Annotated in this window: 18 protein-coding genes and 2 pseudogenes; 13 read left to right on the top strand and 7 right to left on the bottom strand. The window is 70.6% G+C overall.

Annotated elements, in window-relative coordinates:
* Window positions 1–34: 34 nt before the first annotated feature.
* Both V8690_RS00570 and V8690_RS00565 read right to left on the bottom strand, forming a co-directional pair.
* The gene (locus V8690_RS00570) at window positions 35–187 is read right to left on the bottom strand and encodes a hypothetical protein (RefSeq protein WP_338785661.1); all 153 of its coding nucleotides are present in this window, start codon (window positions 185–187) and stop codon (window positions 35–37) included.
* Between the two features lie 259 nt (window positions 188–446).
* A pseudogene (locus V8690_RS00565) lies at window positions 447–590 on the bottom strand (helicase); the annotation flags it as partial.
* 404 nt (window positions 591–994) lie between these two features.
* On the opposite strand from V8690_RS00565, the gene V8690_RS00560 reads away from it, so the two are divergent.
* The 3 genes from V8690_RS00560 to V8690_RS00550 all read left to right on the top strand — a co-directional run bounded on the left by V8690_RS00560 (window position 995) and on the right by V8690_RS00550 (window position 4,380).
* Entirely contained in the window at window positions 995–2,950 is a 1,956-nt protein-coding gene (locus tag V8690_RS00560) for a LodA/GoxA family CTQ-dependent oxidase (protein ID WP_338775324.1), read from the top strand.
* Window positions 2,947–4,137, top strand: a complete 1,191-nt coding sequence (locus V8690_RS00555) for a tryptophan 7-halogenase (RefSeq protein WP_338775323.1) — start codon at window positions 2,947–2,949, stop codon at window positions 4,135–4,137. Before V8690_RS00560 ends, V8690_RS00555 begins: the two co-directional genes overlap by 4 nt.
* A gap of 108 nt (window positions 4,138–4,245) precedes the next feature.
* Window positions 4,246–4,380, top strand: a complete 135-nt coding sequence (locus V8690_RS00550) for a hypothetical protein (RefSeq protein WP_338775322.1) — start codon at window positions 4,246–4,248, stop codon at window positions 4,378–4,380.
* Window positions 4,381–4,530: 150 nt separating this feature from the next.
* Here the strand turns inward: V8690_RS00550 and V8690_RS00545 are convergent, their stop codons facing one another.
* Window positions 4,531–4,797 carry an LLM class flavin-dependent oxidoreductase gene (locus tag V8690_RS00545; RefSeq protein WP_338775321.1) on the bottom strand — a complete coding sequence of 89 codons (267 nt, stop codon included), beginning with the start codon at window positions 4,795–4,797 and terminating at the stop codon, window positions 4,531–4,533.
* A gap of 821 nt (window positions 4,798–5,618) precedes the next feature.
* Here V8690_RS00545 and V8690_RS00540 point away from each other — a divergent pair.
* From V8690_RS00540 to V8690_RS00525, 4 genes are all read left to right on the top strand, one after another.
* Window positions 5,619–6,971, top strand: a complete 1,353-nt coding sequence (locus tag V8690_RS00540) for a diacylglycerol kinase family protein (protein ID WP_338775320.1) — start codon at window positions 5,619–5,621, stop codon at window positions 6,969–6,971.
* Window positions 6,972–7,096: 125 nt separating this feature from the next.
* The gene (locus V8690_RS00535; protein WP_338775319.1) at window positions 7,097–7,237 is read left to right on the top strand and encodes a hypothetical protein; all 141 of its coding nucleotides are present in this window, start codon (window positions 7,097–7,099) and stop codon (window positions 7,235–7,237) included.
* A 686-nt stretch (window positions 7,238–7,923) separates the two neighbouring features.
* Window positions 7,924–8,481 (top strand): helix-turn-helix domain-containing protein, encoded by a 558-nt coding sequence (locus tag V8690_RS00530; protein WP_338775318.1) that lies wholly within the window; start codon window positions 7,924–7,926, stop codon window positions 8,479–8,481.
* Window positions 8,412–9,005, top strand: a complete 594-nt coding sequence (locus V8690_RS00525; protein ID WP_338785191.1) for an IS630 family transposase — start codon at window positions 8,412–8,414, stop codon at window positions 9,003–9,005. The genes V8690_RS00530 and V8690_RS00525 overlap by 70 nt, the downstream gene beginning before the upstream one ends.
* Window positions 9,006–9,020: 15 nt before the next feature.
* On the opposite strand, the gene V8690_RS00520 is transcribed toward V8690_RS00525, so the two are convergent.
* Entirely contained in the window at window positions 9,021–9,347 is a 327-nt protein-coding gene (locus V8690_RS00520) for an antibiotic biosynthesis monooxygenase (protein WP_338775316.1), read from the bottom strand.
* Between the two features lie 113 nt (window positions 9,348–9,460).
* Between V8690_RS00520 and V8690_RS00515 the strand changes: the two genes are divergently transcribed.
* A complete protein-coding gene (locus V8690_RS00515; protein ID WP_338775315.1) occupies window positions 9,461–10,405 on the top strand; it encodes a TIGR01777 family oxidoreductase in 945 nt (314 codons plus the stop codon).
* Window positions 10,406–10,417: 12 nt separating this feature from the next.
* Here the strand turns inward: V8690_RS00515 and V8690_RS00510 are convergent, their stop codons facing one another.
* Together V8690_RS00510 and V8690_RS00505 are read right to left on the bottom strand one after the other, a co-directional pair.
* Complete coding sequence (locus tag V8690_RS00510) at window positions 10,418–11,128, bottom strand: hypothetical protein (RefSeq protein WP_338775314.1); 711 nt, start codon at window positions 11,126–11,128, stop codon at window positions 10,418–10,420.
* A gap of 248 nt (window positions 11,129–11,376) precedes the next feature.
* Window positions 11,377–11,523: a hypothetical protein gene (locus V8690_RS00505; protein WP_274813646.1), complete on the bottom strand. Its 147-nt coding sequence runs from the start codon at window positions 11,521–11,523 to the stop codon at window positions 11,377–11,379.
* 138 nt (window positions 11,524–11,661) lie between these two features.
* Here V8690_RS00505 and V8690_RS00500 point away from each other — a divergent pair, with 138 nt between their 5' ends.
* The 4 genes and pseudogenes from V8690_RS00500 to V8690_RS00485 form a co-directional block, all read left to right on the top strand.
* Entirely contained in the window at window positions 11,662–12,090 is a 429-nt protein-coding gene (locus V8690_RS00500; protein ID WP_338775313.1) for a hypothetical protein, read from the top strand.
* 239 nt (window positions 12,091–12,329) lie between these two features.
* Window positions 12,330–13,970, top strand: a complete 1,641-nt coding sequence (gene pgm / locus V8690_RS00495) for a phosphoglucomutase (alpha-D-glucose-1,6-bisphosphate-dependent) (RefSeq protein ID WP_338775312.1) — start codon at window positions 12,330–12,332, stop codon at window positions 13,968–13,970.
* Between the two features lie 671 nt (window positions 13,971–14,641).
* Window positions 14,642–14,929: a zinc-ribbon domain-containing protein gene (locus V8690_RS00490; RefSeq protein WP_338775311.1), complete on the top strand. Its 288-nt coding sequence runs from the start codon at window positions 14,642–14,644 to the stop codon at window positions 14,927–14,929.
* A gap of 460 nt (window positions 14,930–15,389) precedes the next feature.
* Window positions 15,390–15,626 (top strand): annotated as a pseudogene (locus V8690_RS00485) (flavin reductase family protein); the annotation flags it as partial.
* A gap of 20 nt (window positions 15,627–15,646) precedes the next feature.
* On the opposite strand, the gene V8690_RS00480 reads toward V8690_RS00485, so the two are convergent.
* Entirely contained in the window at window positions 15,647–16,039 is a 393-nt protein-coding gene (locus tag V8690_RS00480) for a hypothetical protein (protein ID WP_338785190.1), read from the bottom strand.
* Between the two features lie 214 nt (window positions 16,040–16,253).
* Between V8690_RS00480 and V8690_RS00475 the strand changes: the two genes are divergently transcribed.
* On the top strand, window positions 16,254–16,736 hold the full coding sequence (locus tag V8690_RS00475) for an SRPBCC family protein (RefSeq protein WP_338775310.1): 483 nt from the start codon (window positions 16,254–16,256) through the stop codon (window positions 16,734–16,736).
* The last annotated feature ends 48 nt before the right edge of the window (window positions 16,737–16,784 follow it).

The following is a 16,784-nucleotide window of genomic DNA, read 5'->3' as shown; positions in this document are numbered from 1 at the left end:
CTTCGATGAGGACGGCACGCTTCCTCGTTCGTCGTCAGGTCCGGTCGATGCCGAGTTCGGCAAGTGCGGTGTGCTGGTCGTGGGTGGGTTCGTCGCGGCGGGTTTTGGTGTGGGAGATCCATACGCCCGGCTTGTGCTGATGCTCCTCGCCCTCGATGACGACGGTCTCGACATGGTCTCTCGGCACTGCCTTTGGAAGCCCTCGCGCTGTATCCACTGGGCGAGGGCTTCCAGAGTGCGTTGGAAGGCTGATGTCTTCCCGCCGTCCTTGGCCGCCGGGGCCGGGGTGGGCCGCTCGGCGGGTGTTTCGCCCAGCCGCGCGAGCCGCTGTTGCTGCTCTTCGGAGAGGGTTCGTTCTCCCAGGCTTCGTCGCCGGGTTCCCACCCCATCCCGGCCTCGTCGAGCACGATCTTGCGGTGGTCGTCGAGTTCGCCCGCGCGGTACACGCACCGCTGCTGGTGGACCCACCGCCCGAGGGGGAACGCCGTGGTGACGCCGGCCTCGGTCTCGGTGTCGTACGGGACTGCGTACAGGCCGGTGATGCGGTTGTTCTTCCGCCGGCGCAGCAGGCCTGACAGCCCTCCAGCCATAGACCAGGGACTTCGGCCGGTACACCCGGTGCGCAGAACCGCGCGATCGTCGCCGCGCCCCTCGGTGTGGAGAAGTGCACCAGCGCTTTGCAGGTGCCGGATCACCCTTCGGGATGCGCCCGGCCTCCCTGCCTTTTACTGTTGCCAGGGAACCCGCATTCTTGGGTGCGAAAGGGGAAGTGCCCTGCGGGCCTCGTTTCCCTTTCTCCGCTTCCCTCGCACGGCGCCGTGCGCTGCGCCGAGGGTGACTGTTCAGTGATAGAGCTGCCGGAAACGTGCGACGCTCCCCCTGCCGCAGACAGTGACGACTCGGGCGGAGACGCAGGCCGAGACCGCCGCCTCTGGAGTGGTCTGACGGTACTCCGCCTCGGGTTTCCGGCTGTTTAGTGCGTCTGGAGACCTCTATGAGGGACATCGCGTATATAAAGATTCACCCCGCTATCGGTATCGCGAGGGTCGGCAACGGAAACGGTTACTTCTACGGACCCGAAAGTCCCGACGAGCCGCCCAGGGAACCGGGTTTCTCGAAGGACGGCCCCGATAAGATCAAGAGGCAGGCGGCGCGGTTCCGTGTCTACGCCTACGACCGGAGCGGCAAGGTCCTCGGAGAGATCAAGCACGGGCAGGACGGTGCCACGGTCACATGGACCGTTCGCTTGGCGAACAAGAAGGCGTCCTGGTACACCTTCTCGGTCGCGTTGGACATTCCGGACGCCCAACACGTCCCGGACCAGCAACTCGGCCGACGTAACGCCGACATCGCGGACAGAAGCAAGCTGAAGATCACCCCGCCCCCGCAGTCGATCACGGGTCTCAACCAGAACGGCAAGGCTTTCGACAAAGGACAGATCAACGGAATCGCCGTGTATCTGGGGGAAGTGCAGACCGATGCGGCGGGCAGGCTCGTGGTGCTGGGCGGCAAGGGGCACTCGGACTCTTTCACCGATCCCAAGTCCTCCCTCACGACGTTCGGCAACAACGACGGCTGGTACGACGACACCTCTGACGGACCGGTGACCGCCGAGGTCACGATCAACGGCCGGTCCCTCAGCGCGACACCGGCCTGGGTGGTGGTCGGGCCGCCCAACTACGCACCGGCCCTCAAGAGCGTCGTGACGCTCTACGATCAGATGTACGACGTCTTCGCACGGGACGCACATCCGCACGGTCCCGAGAAGGTGACGTTCGACGAGCACATCAAACCGCTGCTGTTGCGGTTCACCGGACTCCAGTGGGTCAACGAGGGCTTCGCGGCAGAGTTCGGCTGGCGTGCCGCGAACGACTTCTCCTCCCCCCACGTCCTCGCAGTGCTCGGCAGCAACAAGCCGCAGTACCGGGATCTGCGGCAGCGCGTCTACTACCACCTGCGCGACTACGAGCGCGACGGCCTATCACCCCTACCCTGGCCCTGGCTCTACGGGGACGCGATGGCTACCAAGCCGAAGTCCGTCCGGCAGCATCGGACACTGACCACGACCCAGGAGAAACTGCTCGAAAGGTGGGTGGAGGGAGACTTCGACACGACGCCCTACACCCCCCAGCCCAACCTGGACGACGCTCCCCTCGCCCTGCAACCCGGGCTGCTCGACCGGGCAGCGCTGGAATCCTGCATCGCCGACGCCTTCCATCCGGGTTGCGAGCTCACCTGGCCCATCCGCCGGCGCTCGCTCTACCAAGAGCTCTTCCGCATACGGCACCGCACCGACGGCGAGGAACCGGACTACGGGTCCCGCCTCACGCCCGACGCGGCACTGGCCCCCGACGGTCCGCTGCAGGCGCAGGGTCCGGGTGACCTGACCCGCTGGATGGGCCTGCCCTGGCAGACCGATACCTCCAGCTGCCGCTCTGGCTACGAACTCGCCGCCAACATCGGCCCTCACTACAGCCCGTACCTGCCGACCTTCTGGCCCGCCCGGGTACCCAACCAGGTGCTGACGGAGGAGAAGTTCAACACTGTCAACGATCAGGACAAGACCGACGAGGAGCGTGAGCTGGCCTTCGCTCAGCGCGCAGTCTGGCTCCGCTTCTTGAGCCCGGACAAACAGACGAGCTACCACGAGATGGTGAAAGGGTGGGCCAAGTTCGGCATCGTCGAGACCCGCCCCTACACGGTCAAGGACGGGAAGTTCCCCGACCACATACTCGTGGAGTCCACGCCCGACTTCCCCCCGGTCCACGCTCGCCGGAACCTGGTCAACGTCCACGTCCCCGAAGCCGGCCCCGCCGCACCTGACGGTGCCCGGCGCGCCGACGCCAACCGGCGGGCCGTCGAGGAGGTCTCCCGGAAGACAGCGTTCAAGGCCGAGGAGATTTCGGCCGGCTACGTCGACAAGGTCGACCCCTTCAGGGACAGCAGGTGACCACCGCGTCGCCGCCCGCCATGGTGCGCGGCGCCGGCCACCGGGACCGGTACGACGCCGTGGTCGCCGGAGGCGGCCCGGCCGGAGCTGCTGCGGCCATCACCCTGGCCAGGGCCGGGCGCAGCGTCCTGCTCGCCGACGCGCATGCCGGACCGCCGAAAACCAGCGAGTCCCTCGTCCCGGCCGCGCGGATGCTCCTGCGCGATCTCGGCGTCGAACCCGAGGCACTCGACCGTGACCACCGCCTGTGCCACGGCACCCTCTCCGCCTGGGGATCCTCGGACCCGCAACGGATCTATTCGATCAATGACCCCCACGGACACGGCTGGCACCTCGACCGGCCCGCCTTCGACCGCCTGCTGCGCCTCCAGGCACTCGCCCACGGCGCGCAGGTCGCCGAACGCACCACCGTGGGACGCCCCACACGCGCCCCCGGCGGTGACTGGCGTGTCACGGTGACGACCCGTGACAGGCAGCACACCATCGGCTGCCGATGGCTGGTCGACGCCACCGGCAGGCGCGCCCGCATCGCCGTACACTGCGGGGCTCTCCGCCGCCGCTACGACCGACTCGTCGCCGTCCACCTGCGGCTCGCCCACGCCCCGTACGACAACGAGCACGTGTCCCTGGTGGAATCCGCACCCGACGGATGGTGGTACACCGCCCCCTGCCATCCCACCGGTCGCCTCGTCGCCTATTTCACCGACGCCGACCTGGCCCCTTCCACCCCCGTCACTCCGGAGACCTTCCTCGACAGGCTCGCCACGACCGCTCACATTGCCGCCCGCGCCGAGGGCCGCGCCCCCTGCCCCGGCGAGGTGCCGCGGCGCTGCGCCGCCCACACCGCCCGACTGGAGCCGGCGGTGGGCGAGGGGTGGATCGCCGTCGGGGATGCCGCGACCGCCTACGACCCGATCTCCTCCCAGGGCGTCCTGACCGCCCTGTACACCGGCAAACGCGGAGGCGAGGCCGTGGTCGCCCATCTCGACGGAGAGCATCCCGCGCTCTGCCGCTACACCACACAGCTGCAGGAAACCTTCAACAGCTATCTGCTCGGCCACCGCACGGTCCATTCCTGGGAACAACGCTGGCCCGCCAGGCCCTTCTGGACCCGCCGACGAAAGCCTATGTCACCCGTCGAGCACGGCGCCGCCTACCCGATCAGCTCGCATGACGAAACCGCTTGACGAGCAATCAGCACCCGAAAACACCATGATTCCGCCCTCGCACCCCAATTCCCTCATCGACCGACACCGGTTCGTCGATGCGCCTCCTCCACCACACAGCTGCGACCGGTGCCTGGCGACCACTGGATCGCTACCGGCAACGCCGCGATCACCTTCGACCCCCTCTCCTCCCTGGGCCTGCTCACCGCCCTGTACTCCGGCCTGAGAACCGGGCAGGCCGTCGACGCCCAACTGCGCTGCTGATCCGACGCGCTCACGGCGCCTGCGCGACACCACCCACGCGGCGCCCGTAGCCACCGTGAAATCCACCGCTGCCCAGGCCCGCCGACCAGACGTCCCGCCACGGCATCTCGACCGCATACCGAGAAGCCGAACGAGCCGTTTCTTCGCCTATCAGTCGGCCGAGACCGAGCAGGAAAAATCCGCAGGACCCGTCTGGGCGAGAGCAACCGGTGTGCGCGTCCCCACCTGCATGACCGCAGAGCCCAGCAGCATCCGTTCCGCACGGGCCGCGTAGAAGCCCAGGGCGGACGGGGCGTCGGACCCCACGACTCGGCCACCCAGCGGCGTCGAACCCCAGTCCTCGGCCCCGACGGCGAAGTCGGCCTGCCGGGACCAGGAGCCGAGGCCCGCCGCCTCGACGGTCGTCGCCGTCCGCATCACGCCTGCGCCCACTGCCGGATGCGCTCCGGCGTGGCAGTCATGCCGCGCTCGAACTCCCGCTACCTCACGAGCACGATCTACTGCTCCTTCTCCGGTATGGCGTCGATCGCGAAGGAGAGCCCGGAACGCCCGGGCCCCATCCGCCTGCCCTGCGACGGCTCGGTCGGCCGTTCCCGGGCGCGAGCCGAACCGCCAGAGGGCACTCGGCTCGTCCGGATCCCCGACCGGCCAGGCGGACACCCGCCCGGGCTCGCACGCGACGACCGTGGAGGTCGTCTCCCACTCGCCGAAGCCTCGTGCCTGTTCCGCCCGATGAACCGGGCCCCGACCGCGGGACCGGCCGCGGCCCCGTCGATCCACCGCACCGACGGCAACAACTCGCTCGGCTCGGGCATCCGCGTCACGTCCGACACCAGCGCCCGCACCCGCCCCGGCGGTGCGGCGCTCCACGTCCTCACCTCGACCGTCGGACCGTCCGCGTACCGCGCGCCCGTCCACTCCATCGCGTGCCGGCCTCGTCGTCGACTGCGGCAGAAGGGTTGCGCGCCAAGACTTACCTGGTCAAGTGGAGTGCGGGTGCACTGCCGGCAGTGGCGGCCCCGGGGGGCGCCGATGTGCCCCGGTGCGCGGAACCGCGCTCGCGAGGGCCGCGTACGCTACCGATGGCTCCGCCCCCGAAGATCGTCACGTCTGGCGTGCCCTACGGCGGGGGAGCCATCAGGGATGGCAGTGGCCATGCCGATCCGTCGGCGGGCACGATGTTTCACGGCCGGGCGTGGCCTGGAAGGTCCGCCCGTGCCTTCGAGCGGAGGGACCACATGGGATCGGCGATGAACGAGCGGTATCACCGCCGGCAGAGATGGGCGGCCAGGGGAGCCCTGGCCGCGGTCGCGCTGGCGGCGTTGCTGCCCCTGGTGTCCGGCGGTCTGAAAGGGCTGCTGCTGCTCGCGGCCGGCCTGGCGGGACTCGCCCTGACCGCGGCCGCGCTCTGGTGGGTTCTGTCCCGCCGGGGACCGGTCCGCACGGCGGCGGCCGCACTGGCCGTCGTCACCCCCGTCGCCGTCATCACCCTCTTCGCGGCCGCGAATCTGCTCTGGGTGGTCTTCGCGTCCCTGCTGCTGTGGTGCCTCGCGGTCTGGAGCGGCCGCTACGCCCTGCGCAGCACGGGCTTGAGGCCGGTACGGGTCAAGGAGTACCGCACGCCACCGCCGAAGCGCCCCTTCCTCCTGCTCAACCCTCGCTCCGGCGGTGGCAAGGTCGAGAAGTTCGACCTCAAGGAGAAGGCCGAGGCACTGGGTGCCCGGGTCGTCCTCCTCGACGCGGACCAGCACCAGGACGTCACCGTCCTGGCCAGGGCCGCCGTGGCCGACGGAGCCGACCTGCTCGGAGTCGCGGGCGGCGACGGCACGCAGGCTCTGGTCGCCGCCGTCGCGGCGGAACACGGCCTGCCGTTCCTCGTCATCTCGGCCGGCACGCGCAACCACTTCGCCATGGACCTGGGCCTGGACCGCGACGATCCGTCCACGTGCCTCGACGCCCTCACCGACGGGGTCGAACTCCGCGTCGACCTCGGCTTCGCCGACGACCGCCCCTTCGTCAACAACGCGTCGTTCGGCGTGTACGGGGCCGTCGTCCAGAGCCCGGGCTATCGCGAGGACAAGGTGGGCGCGGCGCTGGAGCGGCTGCCCGAACTGCTCACCCGGCAGAGCGGCCCGCGGCTGACGGCCGGCGCCGACGGCACCGTCATCGCCGACCCGCAGGCCGTGCTGGTGAGCAACAACCCGTACCGCATGGACGATCCGTTCGGCTTCGGCCGGCGCGAGCGGCTCGACTCCGGGAAGCTGGGCGTGCTCGCCGTCCGTGTCGACAGTGCCGTGGAAGCGGCCGAACTCCTGCTGGCCCCCCGTCCGGAGGGGCTCACGGTGCTCACCGCCCACCACGTGGTCGTCGAGGCCGACGCCTCGCACCTGGAGGTCGGCCTCGACGGTGAGGCGCTCACCCTGCCCGCCCCCGTCCACTGCCGCATCGCCCGCCGGGCCCTGCGCGTCCGGGTGCCCCGCAACCGGCCCGGAGTCCCCGAGGCGCCACCGCGCCTGGACTGGCGTCGGCTCCGCAAGCTGGCGGCGGCGGTCGGCCGTACCGCCGCACCCTCGCGCTCCCGGCGCTCCTGAGCACGAGCCCGGCCACCGTTCCCGGGGGAGGCATCACCGGCCCTGCCGCCACGACGTACGGCTTACCCCGGGCGCGGCACGACGTGTTCGCGACCAGCCGCATACCCGCCCGGTGCTGCCGCAGCGTGTCCTCGGCGACGGCGGAGGTGGCCCACCGGCGTGGACATCGAGGCGGTGACGGCGACCCGGCCGTTGCCGGTCACCGTGCCGGCGCGCGGGCCGTCGAGTCGGCGTACGAACTGCGCCCGAACGTGGTGCTGGTGTAGCCCTGCCCTGGCCGCCTCGTCCAGCCTCACCGCCACCGCTGTGCTGCCTCCCGGTCCCTCCGTCATGAACAGCGATCATGGCCAGGGGCGCCGACCCCAACTTGCCCGCGTCGGCTTCCGGGCAGGATTCGCCTACGCGAAGGGAGAGTCGAAGGACGGCGTACACCTTCCGCTGTGCCGGCTGCGCTTCACCGGCGTTCTGCACACCTGGGGCTTTGCCCTCTACCTCGCCAGCCGGAAGGGTTACAGGACCACGTGCTGCCAGCGGCTTCCCTCCGGCAGTCCGGAGGAATGCCTGGACTGCGCCAGTAGCCTCTACCTCGACAATCCCCGCGACCTGACGCCCTTCACGAACTTCTGCGGCGCAGCACGTGCCCCGGGCAGGCAGCGTTCGCCCTCAAGGAGCGGCGTCCGGTGGGTGCTCTCGGCGTACCGGCCGGAAGTCCTCGTACTGGCTGTACTCGGGCTTCGTCCGGTGCGGCGAGCGGAGGTCCCCCCTGCTCGAAGAGCTTGGGGGAGCGTGCCGGGCGTCGCGAGGGGGCGAACGTTGCCTGTCGGAGCACTAGTGCTGGATTCCTCTTTCCGTGGGTATATGTGCTGGTGGCGGGGTGGTTCGGGTGCTCGGGGGCGGGTGCTGGACGGTGGTGTTACGGGCACGGCCAAGCCGTGATGAGGATGAGCGGGCAGTGGTGCGTCGGCTGTCGCGGGCCCGCAAGGCGCCGCGAGATGCGGTGATGCGGGCGCGGATGGTCGAGCTGAGCTGGGCCGGCTTGCGAGTTCCGGCGATCGCGGAGGAGCTGGACTGCGGCCAGAAGACGGTGCGGCGTTGGCTGCACCGCTTCAACCGCTCCGGGCTGGAGGGACTGGAGGATCTGGGCGGGCAGGGCCGCAAGCGGCGGATCACGGAGGCCGAGCGGTCCCGGATTATCGCCCTGGTCAAAGAGGTGCCGCCGGGGAGGCTGGAGGTGCAGCCCGGCGGGGACCTGTGGGCGGCCGACGAGTCGGGGCCGGCTGAGTGGACGCTGGACTCCCTGGCTGCTCAGGCCCGGCAGTTGGGCATCGAGGTCGGCCGCTCCCAGGTGCGCAGGATCCTGATCGCCGAGGGTGTGCGCTGGCGCCGCACCCGGTCCTGGACCCGTTCGAAGGACCCGGACTTCGCGGGAAAAGGACGCGGATCATCGGCCTCTACACCCAGCCGCCCGACGGCGCGACGGTCATCTGCGCCGACGAGCTGGGGCCGGTGATCCCGCGCACCTTCGCGCCCGCACCGGGCTGGTCACCGGACGGGCACCGCATCAAGTCCGAGCTCGACTACAGCCGCGGGCCGGAGAAGACCTGGGTCTACGGAGCCTTACGCGTACGGGACGGCCAGCAGATCACCATGGCGGCTTCCTCCCGCAACAGCGTCTTCTACCAGCAGTTCCTGCAACTGGTCGAGGACGCCAACCCGACCGGTGAGATCTGGATCGTCACCGACAACCTGTCCTCTCACAACAGCCTGTCCACCCGGACCTGGCTGGAGGACCACCCCCGGATCCGCCACGCGTTCATCCCGGTCGGCGCGTGCTGGCTGAACCTGCAGGAAGGCTGGTGGCGGATCTTCCGCAAGACCGCCCTGGCCGGACGGTCCTTCGCCAACCCCGACGACATCGCCCAGGCCACAGCCGTGGCCACCGCCCAGCTCAACGCCCGAGCCCGCCCCTGGATCTGGGGGCGGCCGGCCCCGCCCACCCGCCAACTACGACGCCGATATGTGTACATCCAATGAGGAATCCAGCACTAGCTAGGCGCCCTTCGGCCCCGCCTGCTGCACGACCTCGAACGACCAGAGCGTCGAGTCGCTCGCCGCGGGCTTGGGGCGCTCGCCCCCCTCGCCGCCGCCCTGGTGCGCGGCTTTCATCGGCCCTTCCATCCAGGCCTGGAACGACTCCTCGTCACGCCACCGGGTGTAGACGAGGTAGGTGTCGGTGCCCTCCACGGGGCGGAGGAGCTCGAACCACTCGAACCCGTCTGAGCTCTCCACGGTGTGCGCGCGGGAGGCGAACCGCTTCTCCAGCGTCTCCCGCTGCTCGGCGGGCACGGTCAGCACATTGATCTTGACAACGCTCATGGCCCCATCTTGCCCGATGCCACGTCTGCGCAGGCTAAGCCCTACGCCATCGAGGATTTTGAACACGTTCAAATGTGGGCTAGGGTCACTTCCACACGTCGAGGGGGAGTGACATGAAGATCGTGATACCCGGCGGGACCGGGCAGGTCGGCACGGTCCTGAAACGCGCGCTGACCGCGGCCGGACATGACGTCGCGGTGCTCACCAGGCGCCCGCGACGGCGGGACGAAGTGCACTGGGACGGTGCGACCCTGGGGCAGTGGGCGGGGGAGATCGACGGCAGCGACGTCGTGGTCAACCTGGCCGGCCGGAGCGTGAACTGCCGCTACACCCCCGCCAACCTCCGGGAGATGATGGACTCACGGGTCCACTCCGCCCGGGTCGTGGGCGAGGCGATCGCCGCGGCCGCCCGGCCGCCCCGCCTCTGGCTCCAGATGAGCACCGCGACCGTCTACGCCCACCGTTATGACGCGCCCAACGACGAGGCCACCGGTGTGATCGGAGGCACCGAACCCGACGCCCCCGGCTACTGGGCCTACAGCGTCGACATCGCCAAGGCCTGGGAGCGGGAGCAGGAGGTGGCCGACACCCCGGACACCCGGAAGGTGGCTCTGCGCGCCGCCATGGTGATGAGCCCGGACCGCGGCGGCGTCTTCGACGTCCTGCTGCGGCTGGCCCGGCTGGGCCTCGGCGGCCCCGTCGCCGGCGGCGCACAGTACGTGTCGTGGATCCACGACCAGGACTTCGTCCGGGCGGTCGAGTTCCTGATCGCCCGGGACGACATCACGGGGCCGGTCAATCTCGCCGCCCCCGGGCCCCTGCCGCACCGCGACTTCATGCGCGCCCTGCGTGCCGCGTGGGGTGTCCCGGTGGGCCTGCCCGCGACGCGCTGGATGGCCGAGGTCGGCGCCTTCGTCCTGCGCTCGGACACCGAACTGCTGCTGAAGAGCCGCCGCGTCGTCCCCGGCCGCCTCCTGGACGCGGGCTTCACCTTCGACCGTCCCGACTGGCCGGCGGCCGCGGACGACCTCGTACGGCGGCTCCGCGGCCGTGGGTGAGGTGAGCTCGGGTCAGCCCTGCTTCTTGCCCTGTTCGAGGGTCTTGCCGGTCATGTCGGTGACCTGTCCGGCCGGGGGCGCGTCCGCTTCCACCTCGGTGCCGAAGTCGGTGAAGTCCGTGACCGTGCGTACCCTGAGCCGCTGAGGCGAGGGCGAGGCATCGGTGGAGGACCGTTCCATCGACCCCGGTGCGGACTTGAGGGTCAAGTCGATCTGCTGACGGCGCATGCGGCCCTCTTCGTCGAGCCACACGCCCATGGGCAGAGTCGGGCCGACCTGCTGCCGCCTATCGCCATCGGGCAGCTCGGCGACGTCGACGGAGACGCGGTAGTGCGTGGTCTCGACGCCGTCGATCGTCGCCGTGCCCTTCTTGGTCACGTCCTTGTCGGTGATCGCTTTCGCGTACGCCGCGGACTGCGCCGGATCGCTCATGGACCGCTCGTCCGCGCCCTGCTGTACGGCGACCTTCCCCAGGTCGATCTTGATCCAGGGCTTGCCGCCCTGTGCCTGCCCCTGCGGCATCTTCTGGTACAGCACCTGATCGACCACACGCTGCTCGATCCGCTGCCCCTGCACCGTGAGCGCCATGACGCTGTCGCCGGCGTCCAGGTCCACGGCACCCTGTCCGTCGGCGGTCTCCGAGGCGCCCGGGGCCGAGGTCTGCACCCGCAGCCTCACCTTGGAGGTGTCCTCCTCGGCCGTCCTGTCGTAGGCGGAGCGCACCGCCTGCGGACCTCCTCCTGTGCGTCGCCCTGCGCCGAAGCGCCCCGTGCGCCGTCACCCGTGTCGCTGTCGTCGCCGCAGCCGACCAGCACACCGGCGACGCCCAAGGCACGGACCTTCCTGCCGTTGCCTGCCCTGCCCATCGAACCAGCTCCTCTCAGGTGTGGTGCGACCCAAGTGCCCATGCCGGACATGAACACCGCGCCCGCTCGAAGAGTTGGTTACCGACAGATTCCGGTGCGGCCCGGTCAGCGGCGGCCGCGGAGCTTCCCCAGCAGCCGCTGGGCCTGGGCCCGCTTGCGAGGATCGGCGGCGGCCCGCCGTGCCTGTTCGACGGCCCGCCGCCCCTGCGGGCTCCGGGCGAACTGCTTGATGCGATTCAGGATGCCGGCCATGATGCACTTCCCTCGTGTTCTGACGTCGTCTTGCCTGTAGCTCGCTTACCCCTCCGACGAGGTGCTCAGCCCTTCGCCCGCCCGGACGGTGCGCGACCGAACGTGTTTGCCGCCGGAGTCAGAGGCAAGTCGGAGTCCATGACTGAAGAGAACAAGCGCACGAATCAGAAGCCGACCACCATACGGACGACTGAGTCCAAGGCCCGTCGCAGCGCGGACAAGGCGACCGCGCCGACGACACAGGCCGCGAAGCGCGCGGCTGCCAAGGCCGATGACGCGGCGTCAGCCGTCAAGGCCGGTGCCGAACGCTCCGCCGAGACGACGACGGCAGCCGTGCAGACCGCGGCCAGGAGTGTCGAGGCGGGCCGCCAGGCGGTCGTCGCGGCCTCGGGTCACGTCGCCGCCACGGCCAAGACGGCCTGGACGGCGATCGCCCACCGCAAGGCCGTCGCCGCGGGCGTCGGCGCCGGCCTGACCGCCCTGAGCGCCGCGTCGTACGCGGTGGGACGCCGCGCGGAACGCCACACGCACGGCCCCCTCACCCGGCTCACCGGCGGGCGGATCTGACCCGAGGCGAGGGCGCTCGGCAGGACGCCCACAAGGCCGGAAGGCGGCGCGCGCATCACCGGGTTCCCGGTGGTACGCGGCGCCGCCTCCGTGTGGTGCGCGGCGCGGAGCGACCGGTCCGCCGCGTGGCCTGGCGCACATCCGGCTCTCACAGCAGCGCCCCTCTCGCGTGTCACGGCTGTGACGAGGAAGGATGAGAGCGCAAGCGAAGAATCACACCCATGTGGAGGAGCGGGCCCATGCAGCACGAGCGAGCGGGCAGTCCGGCCGGTTTCGATGATCTCGTCGATGTCGCTCGGCTGGTCACCGCGTACTACGCGCTCCACCCCGACCTGGACGACCCGGGGCAGCGCGTCACGTTCGGCACCTCCGGACACCGCGGAACCTCACTGGCCGGCGCGTTCAACGACGACCACATCGCCGCGACCAGCCAGGCCATCTGCGAGTACCGCGCGGCTCAGGGCGTCGACGGCCCGCTGTTCCTGGGCGCCGACACTCATGCCCTGTCGGAGCCCGCCCGGGTCACCGCGCTGGAGGTGTTCGCCGCCAACGAGGTGACGGTGCTGATCGACGACGCGGACGGCTACACGCCGACCCCGGCCGTCTCGCACGCCATCCTCACCCACAACCGCGGCCGCGCCAGCGGTCTCGCGGACGGCGTCGTGGTCACCCCGTCCCACAACCCGCCCACCGACGGAGGCTTCAAGTACAACCCGCCCAGCGGCGGCCCCGCCGCCTCCGGCGCGACCTCCTGGATCCAGGACCGGGCGAACGAGATGATCCGGGGCGGCCTGAAGGACGTACGGCGCATCCCTCACGCCCGCGCCCTCGCCGCGGCCACCACCGGCCGCTACGACTTCCTGGGCACCTACGTCTCCGACCTGCCCAGCGTGCTCGACCTGGACGCGATCCGGGCGGCCGGGGTGCGCATCGGGGCGGACCCGCTCGGCGGGGCGTCCGTCGCCTACTGGGGCCGGATCGCCGAACAGCACGGCCTCGACCTCACCGTGGTGAACCCGCACACCGACCCCACCTGGCGGTTCATGACGCTGGACTGGGACGGCAAGATCCGTATGGACTGCTCGTCGCCGTACGCGATGGCCTCGCTCATCGAGCAGCGCGACCGCTTCGACGTCGCCACCGGCAACGACGCCGACGCCGACCGGCACGGCATCGTCACCCCGGACGCGGGCCTGATGAACCCCAACCACTACCTCGCCGTCGCCATCTCCTACCTGTACTCCCATCGCGACCGCTGGCCCGCCGCCGCCGGTGTCGGCAAGACCCTGGTGTCCTCCGCCATGATCGACCGGGTCGCCGCCGACCTGGGCCGCCAACTGGCCGAGGTGCCCGTCGGATTCAAGTGGTTCGTGGACGGGCTGGTCGACGGCACCATCGGCTTCGGCGGCGAGGAGTCGGCCGGGGCGTCTTTCCTGCGCCGGGACGGCTCCGTGTGGACCACCGACAAGGACGGCATCATCCTGGCGCTGCTCGCCTCCGAGATCGCGGCGGTCACCGGGAAGACCCCCTCGGAGCACTACGCCGCACTGACCGCCCGCTTCGGCGAACCGGCGTACGCGCGGATCGACGCCCCGGCGTCCCGCGAGGAGAAGGCCCTGCTCGGCAAGCTCTCCCCGGCACAGGTCAGCGCGGACACCCTGGCCGGTGACGCGGTCACCTCGGTGCTCACCGAGGCACCCGGCAACGGCGCGCCCATCGGCGGCATCAAGGTGACCACCGACCACGCCTGGTTCGCGGCCCGCCCCTCGGGCACCGAGGACGTCTACAAGATCTATGCCGAGTCGTTCCGCGGCCCCGACCACCTCCGCCAGGTCCAGGAGGAGGCCAAGACCGTGGTGCTGACGGCGCTTTCGGCCTGAGCCCCGGCACGGGACGGCCACGGTGTGTCGAGACGTTGGCCGCCTTCACGTCCGACGAGGACGTGCTCGCGTCGGCGGCTCATGTCGTCCTGCCCGCCCGCAGCCTGCGCTCGGCGCCCTCCGGCCACGGCCGGGCGGTGAAGATGGGCAGGCGTACCCGAGTTCGCCCACGGCCTCCAGCCAGGTCTCCGGCGGGACGAACCGCGACCTGAGGTGCTGCACGGTGAGGACGGCCGACCCGGGCGCGACCAGCAGGCCGACCGGCATGCTCGGGCGCTGGGTGACGTGGACGCATCCCTCGCCCGGGGGAGGCCGGCGCCCGTCAGCAACCGCTCGACGGCCTTCGACCTGGCCTCCGGGCCGTTCGCACCGTCTCGGAGGGAGCAGGCCAGGAGGTACGGAACGTCCTGTCGGGGGTCGTGCCCCGCCAGGACAGGACGACGGGGGAGCCCAGGTGGTCGGTGTGCACGGACTGCGTTTCGGGTGAGATCGAGGTCACCGCGGAACCGTACGGCGCACGGGGAGGCACCCGGCCCGCTCTCACCCGACTGGACCACGCCCCGCCGGGCTCTCCCCACGAACGAGGGCACATCTCCTTCGAGTACCGGTTCGTCGGGGTGTCACGCGATACAGGACACTGGAGGAAGACCCGACCCGGGAAGGACCGTCACGTGATCATCTTCGGCACCAAGGGGTACCTGTACCAGCTGGCGATACTGACGCTGGTCTGCGGCCAGTGCGGCAACCCCGCCGCGCACACGCTCAGGAAGCGCGTCACGAAGTTCACGCTGTTCTTCGTGCCGCTGTTCCCGATCTCGACGAAATACCTCACGCAGTGCACCTTCTGCGGTGCGGAACAGAAGGTGACCGAGGAGCAGGCGGAGCAGTTGCAGGCCCGGAGGGCGAACGGCGACGGCGGCCAGACATACGGGCAGACGCAGCAGCAGCACCGGTTCTGAGTCCGGTCGGCCGTCCCGGGGCGGGGGAGGTGCTCAGCCGGTCGTGAGCGCCTCGTCCGCCAGGCCCAGGTGCCGGCGGAAGGCGTCGTGCCCCTGGTCCGTCAGCCGCACGACGCGGGAGCCGTCGCCGGGCACGAGCCAGGACGCCTCCAGCGCGGTGGAACTGGGCCGCGGCCACCGCGCCCGCCAGATGCGGGCGCTGCTCCGTCCAGTCCAGACACGTACGCACCTGCGGACGGCCCGCCGCCCCCACCGCCTCGTCGCGTCCCGAGGTCCGCCAGCCACGCCGCGCCGGACGCGGTGAGCGCCGGGCCGGACTCCCAGGACAACAGCCCACGAGCGGTCATGGCATCGGTCATCGCCACGGGTGAGGGAGCCGCCGAGATGGTCGTAGCAGACGCGGGCGAAGCCGACGGCGCGGTGCCGGCGGGCAGCGCTGAGCGAGCGGACACGTGCGCTCACACCCGGCGGAGCGGGTCTCTTCCTCAGCGTCGAGTGCGAAGTCCTGCGCGTCCACGCCGCCGGACGCGTCGTCGTACCCGGTACCCACCACATCGACCCCGGCGTCTGGAGCCCGCTCATCTACAACTTCCGCCACTACCACGGCCGGGCCCCCGAACTCGGTCACGGCTTCCGCTCGGAGACGGCCCGGGCCGCCGCCCCCCGCAGTCTGACCCGGCCGCACCGTGACCCGTGAGCTGGCCCCTTCCCGCCCGGTCACGGTGCGGGCGCCGCCCCGTCCGCCCGGCGGCGCCGTTCCAGCAGCAGCGCCGCGCCCATGGCCACCGCCCCAGCGCCCTCCCACAGGCCGACACCGACGAAGACGCCCGGCGCTCTCCCACTGAGCGCCGCGACGATGAATACCGTGCAGGTGAGCAGCCGGAACGGCACGGTCCACCGGAAGAAGGCCCGCCAGTCGGCCAGCGCCGCCAGCACGTAGTACACGCCCATGTTGAGCGCCGCCATGGACGACGCCGTCAGGAACGCGGGCGTGAAGTCCCCGGCAGCACGCTCGTCCGGGGCGGTGAGACCGAGCAGCGACAGCTGTGTGGCCGGTGAGACCAGGCCCACCGCCCCGAGGGCGGCGGCGAGCACGCCGAAGACGGCCATGGTCCAGCCGGAGGCCGAGCGGGGGAAGGGGAGACGCACGCCGGGGATCGTATCCACGTTCGATCGGCGGCCGGGCCGATTCCGTTTCCTTTCCCGGACCGCATCGAACCGTGTGGCAACCACAAGATCCCGGGTACTCGTCCCGCCACGGGCCCGGACCTGTGTGTGGGCCGATGGGCCTCCAGCAGTCGATCAGGAAAACGGAGGCATACAGATGAGCACCGTCAAGGAAACCGTGGAAGTCGACGTCCCCCTGCACACCGCCTACAACCAGTGGACCCAGTTCGAGGAGTTCCCGAACTTCATGGAGGGCGTCGAGGAGGTAAGGCAGCTCGACGACCGTCACAACCACTGGACCACCAAGATCGGCGGAGTACGGCGCGAGTTCGACACCGAGATCGTCGACCAGCTGCCCGACGAGCGCGTCACCTGGCGCACGACCAGCGGAGACACCAACCAGAAGGGCTCGGTCCGCTTTGAGCGCGTCGACGACACCCACACCCGTGTGGAGCTCGTGATGGACATCGAGCCCAGCGGAGCCGTGGAGAAGGCCGGGGACCTGCTCGGCACGATCGACCGGCGGGTCAAGGGCGACATGAAGCGCTTCAAGCAGTACATCGAGGAGCGCGGAGCCGAGTCCGGCGCCTGGCGCGGCCGCATCCAGCCCGGCGGCGGCACCGGTCCCGCCCCCCTCTGACACCCAGGGCCCCGCTCTTCCGGCCCCGGCCTCCATCACAGACGTGGT

Source organism: Streptomyces sp. DG1A-41, assembly GCF_037055355.1.
Lineage (GTDB): Bacteria > Actinomycetota > Actinomycetes > Streptomycetales > Streptomycetaceae > Streptomyces.
This window is presented reverse-complemented; position numbering and strand designations above follow the sequence as displayed.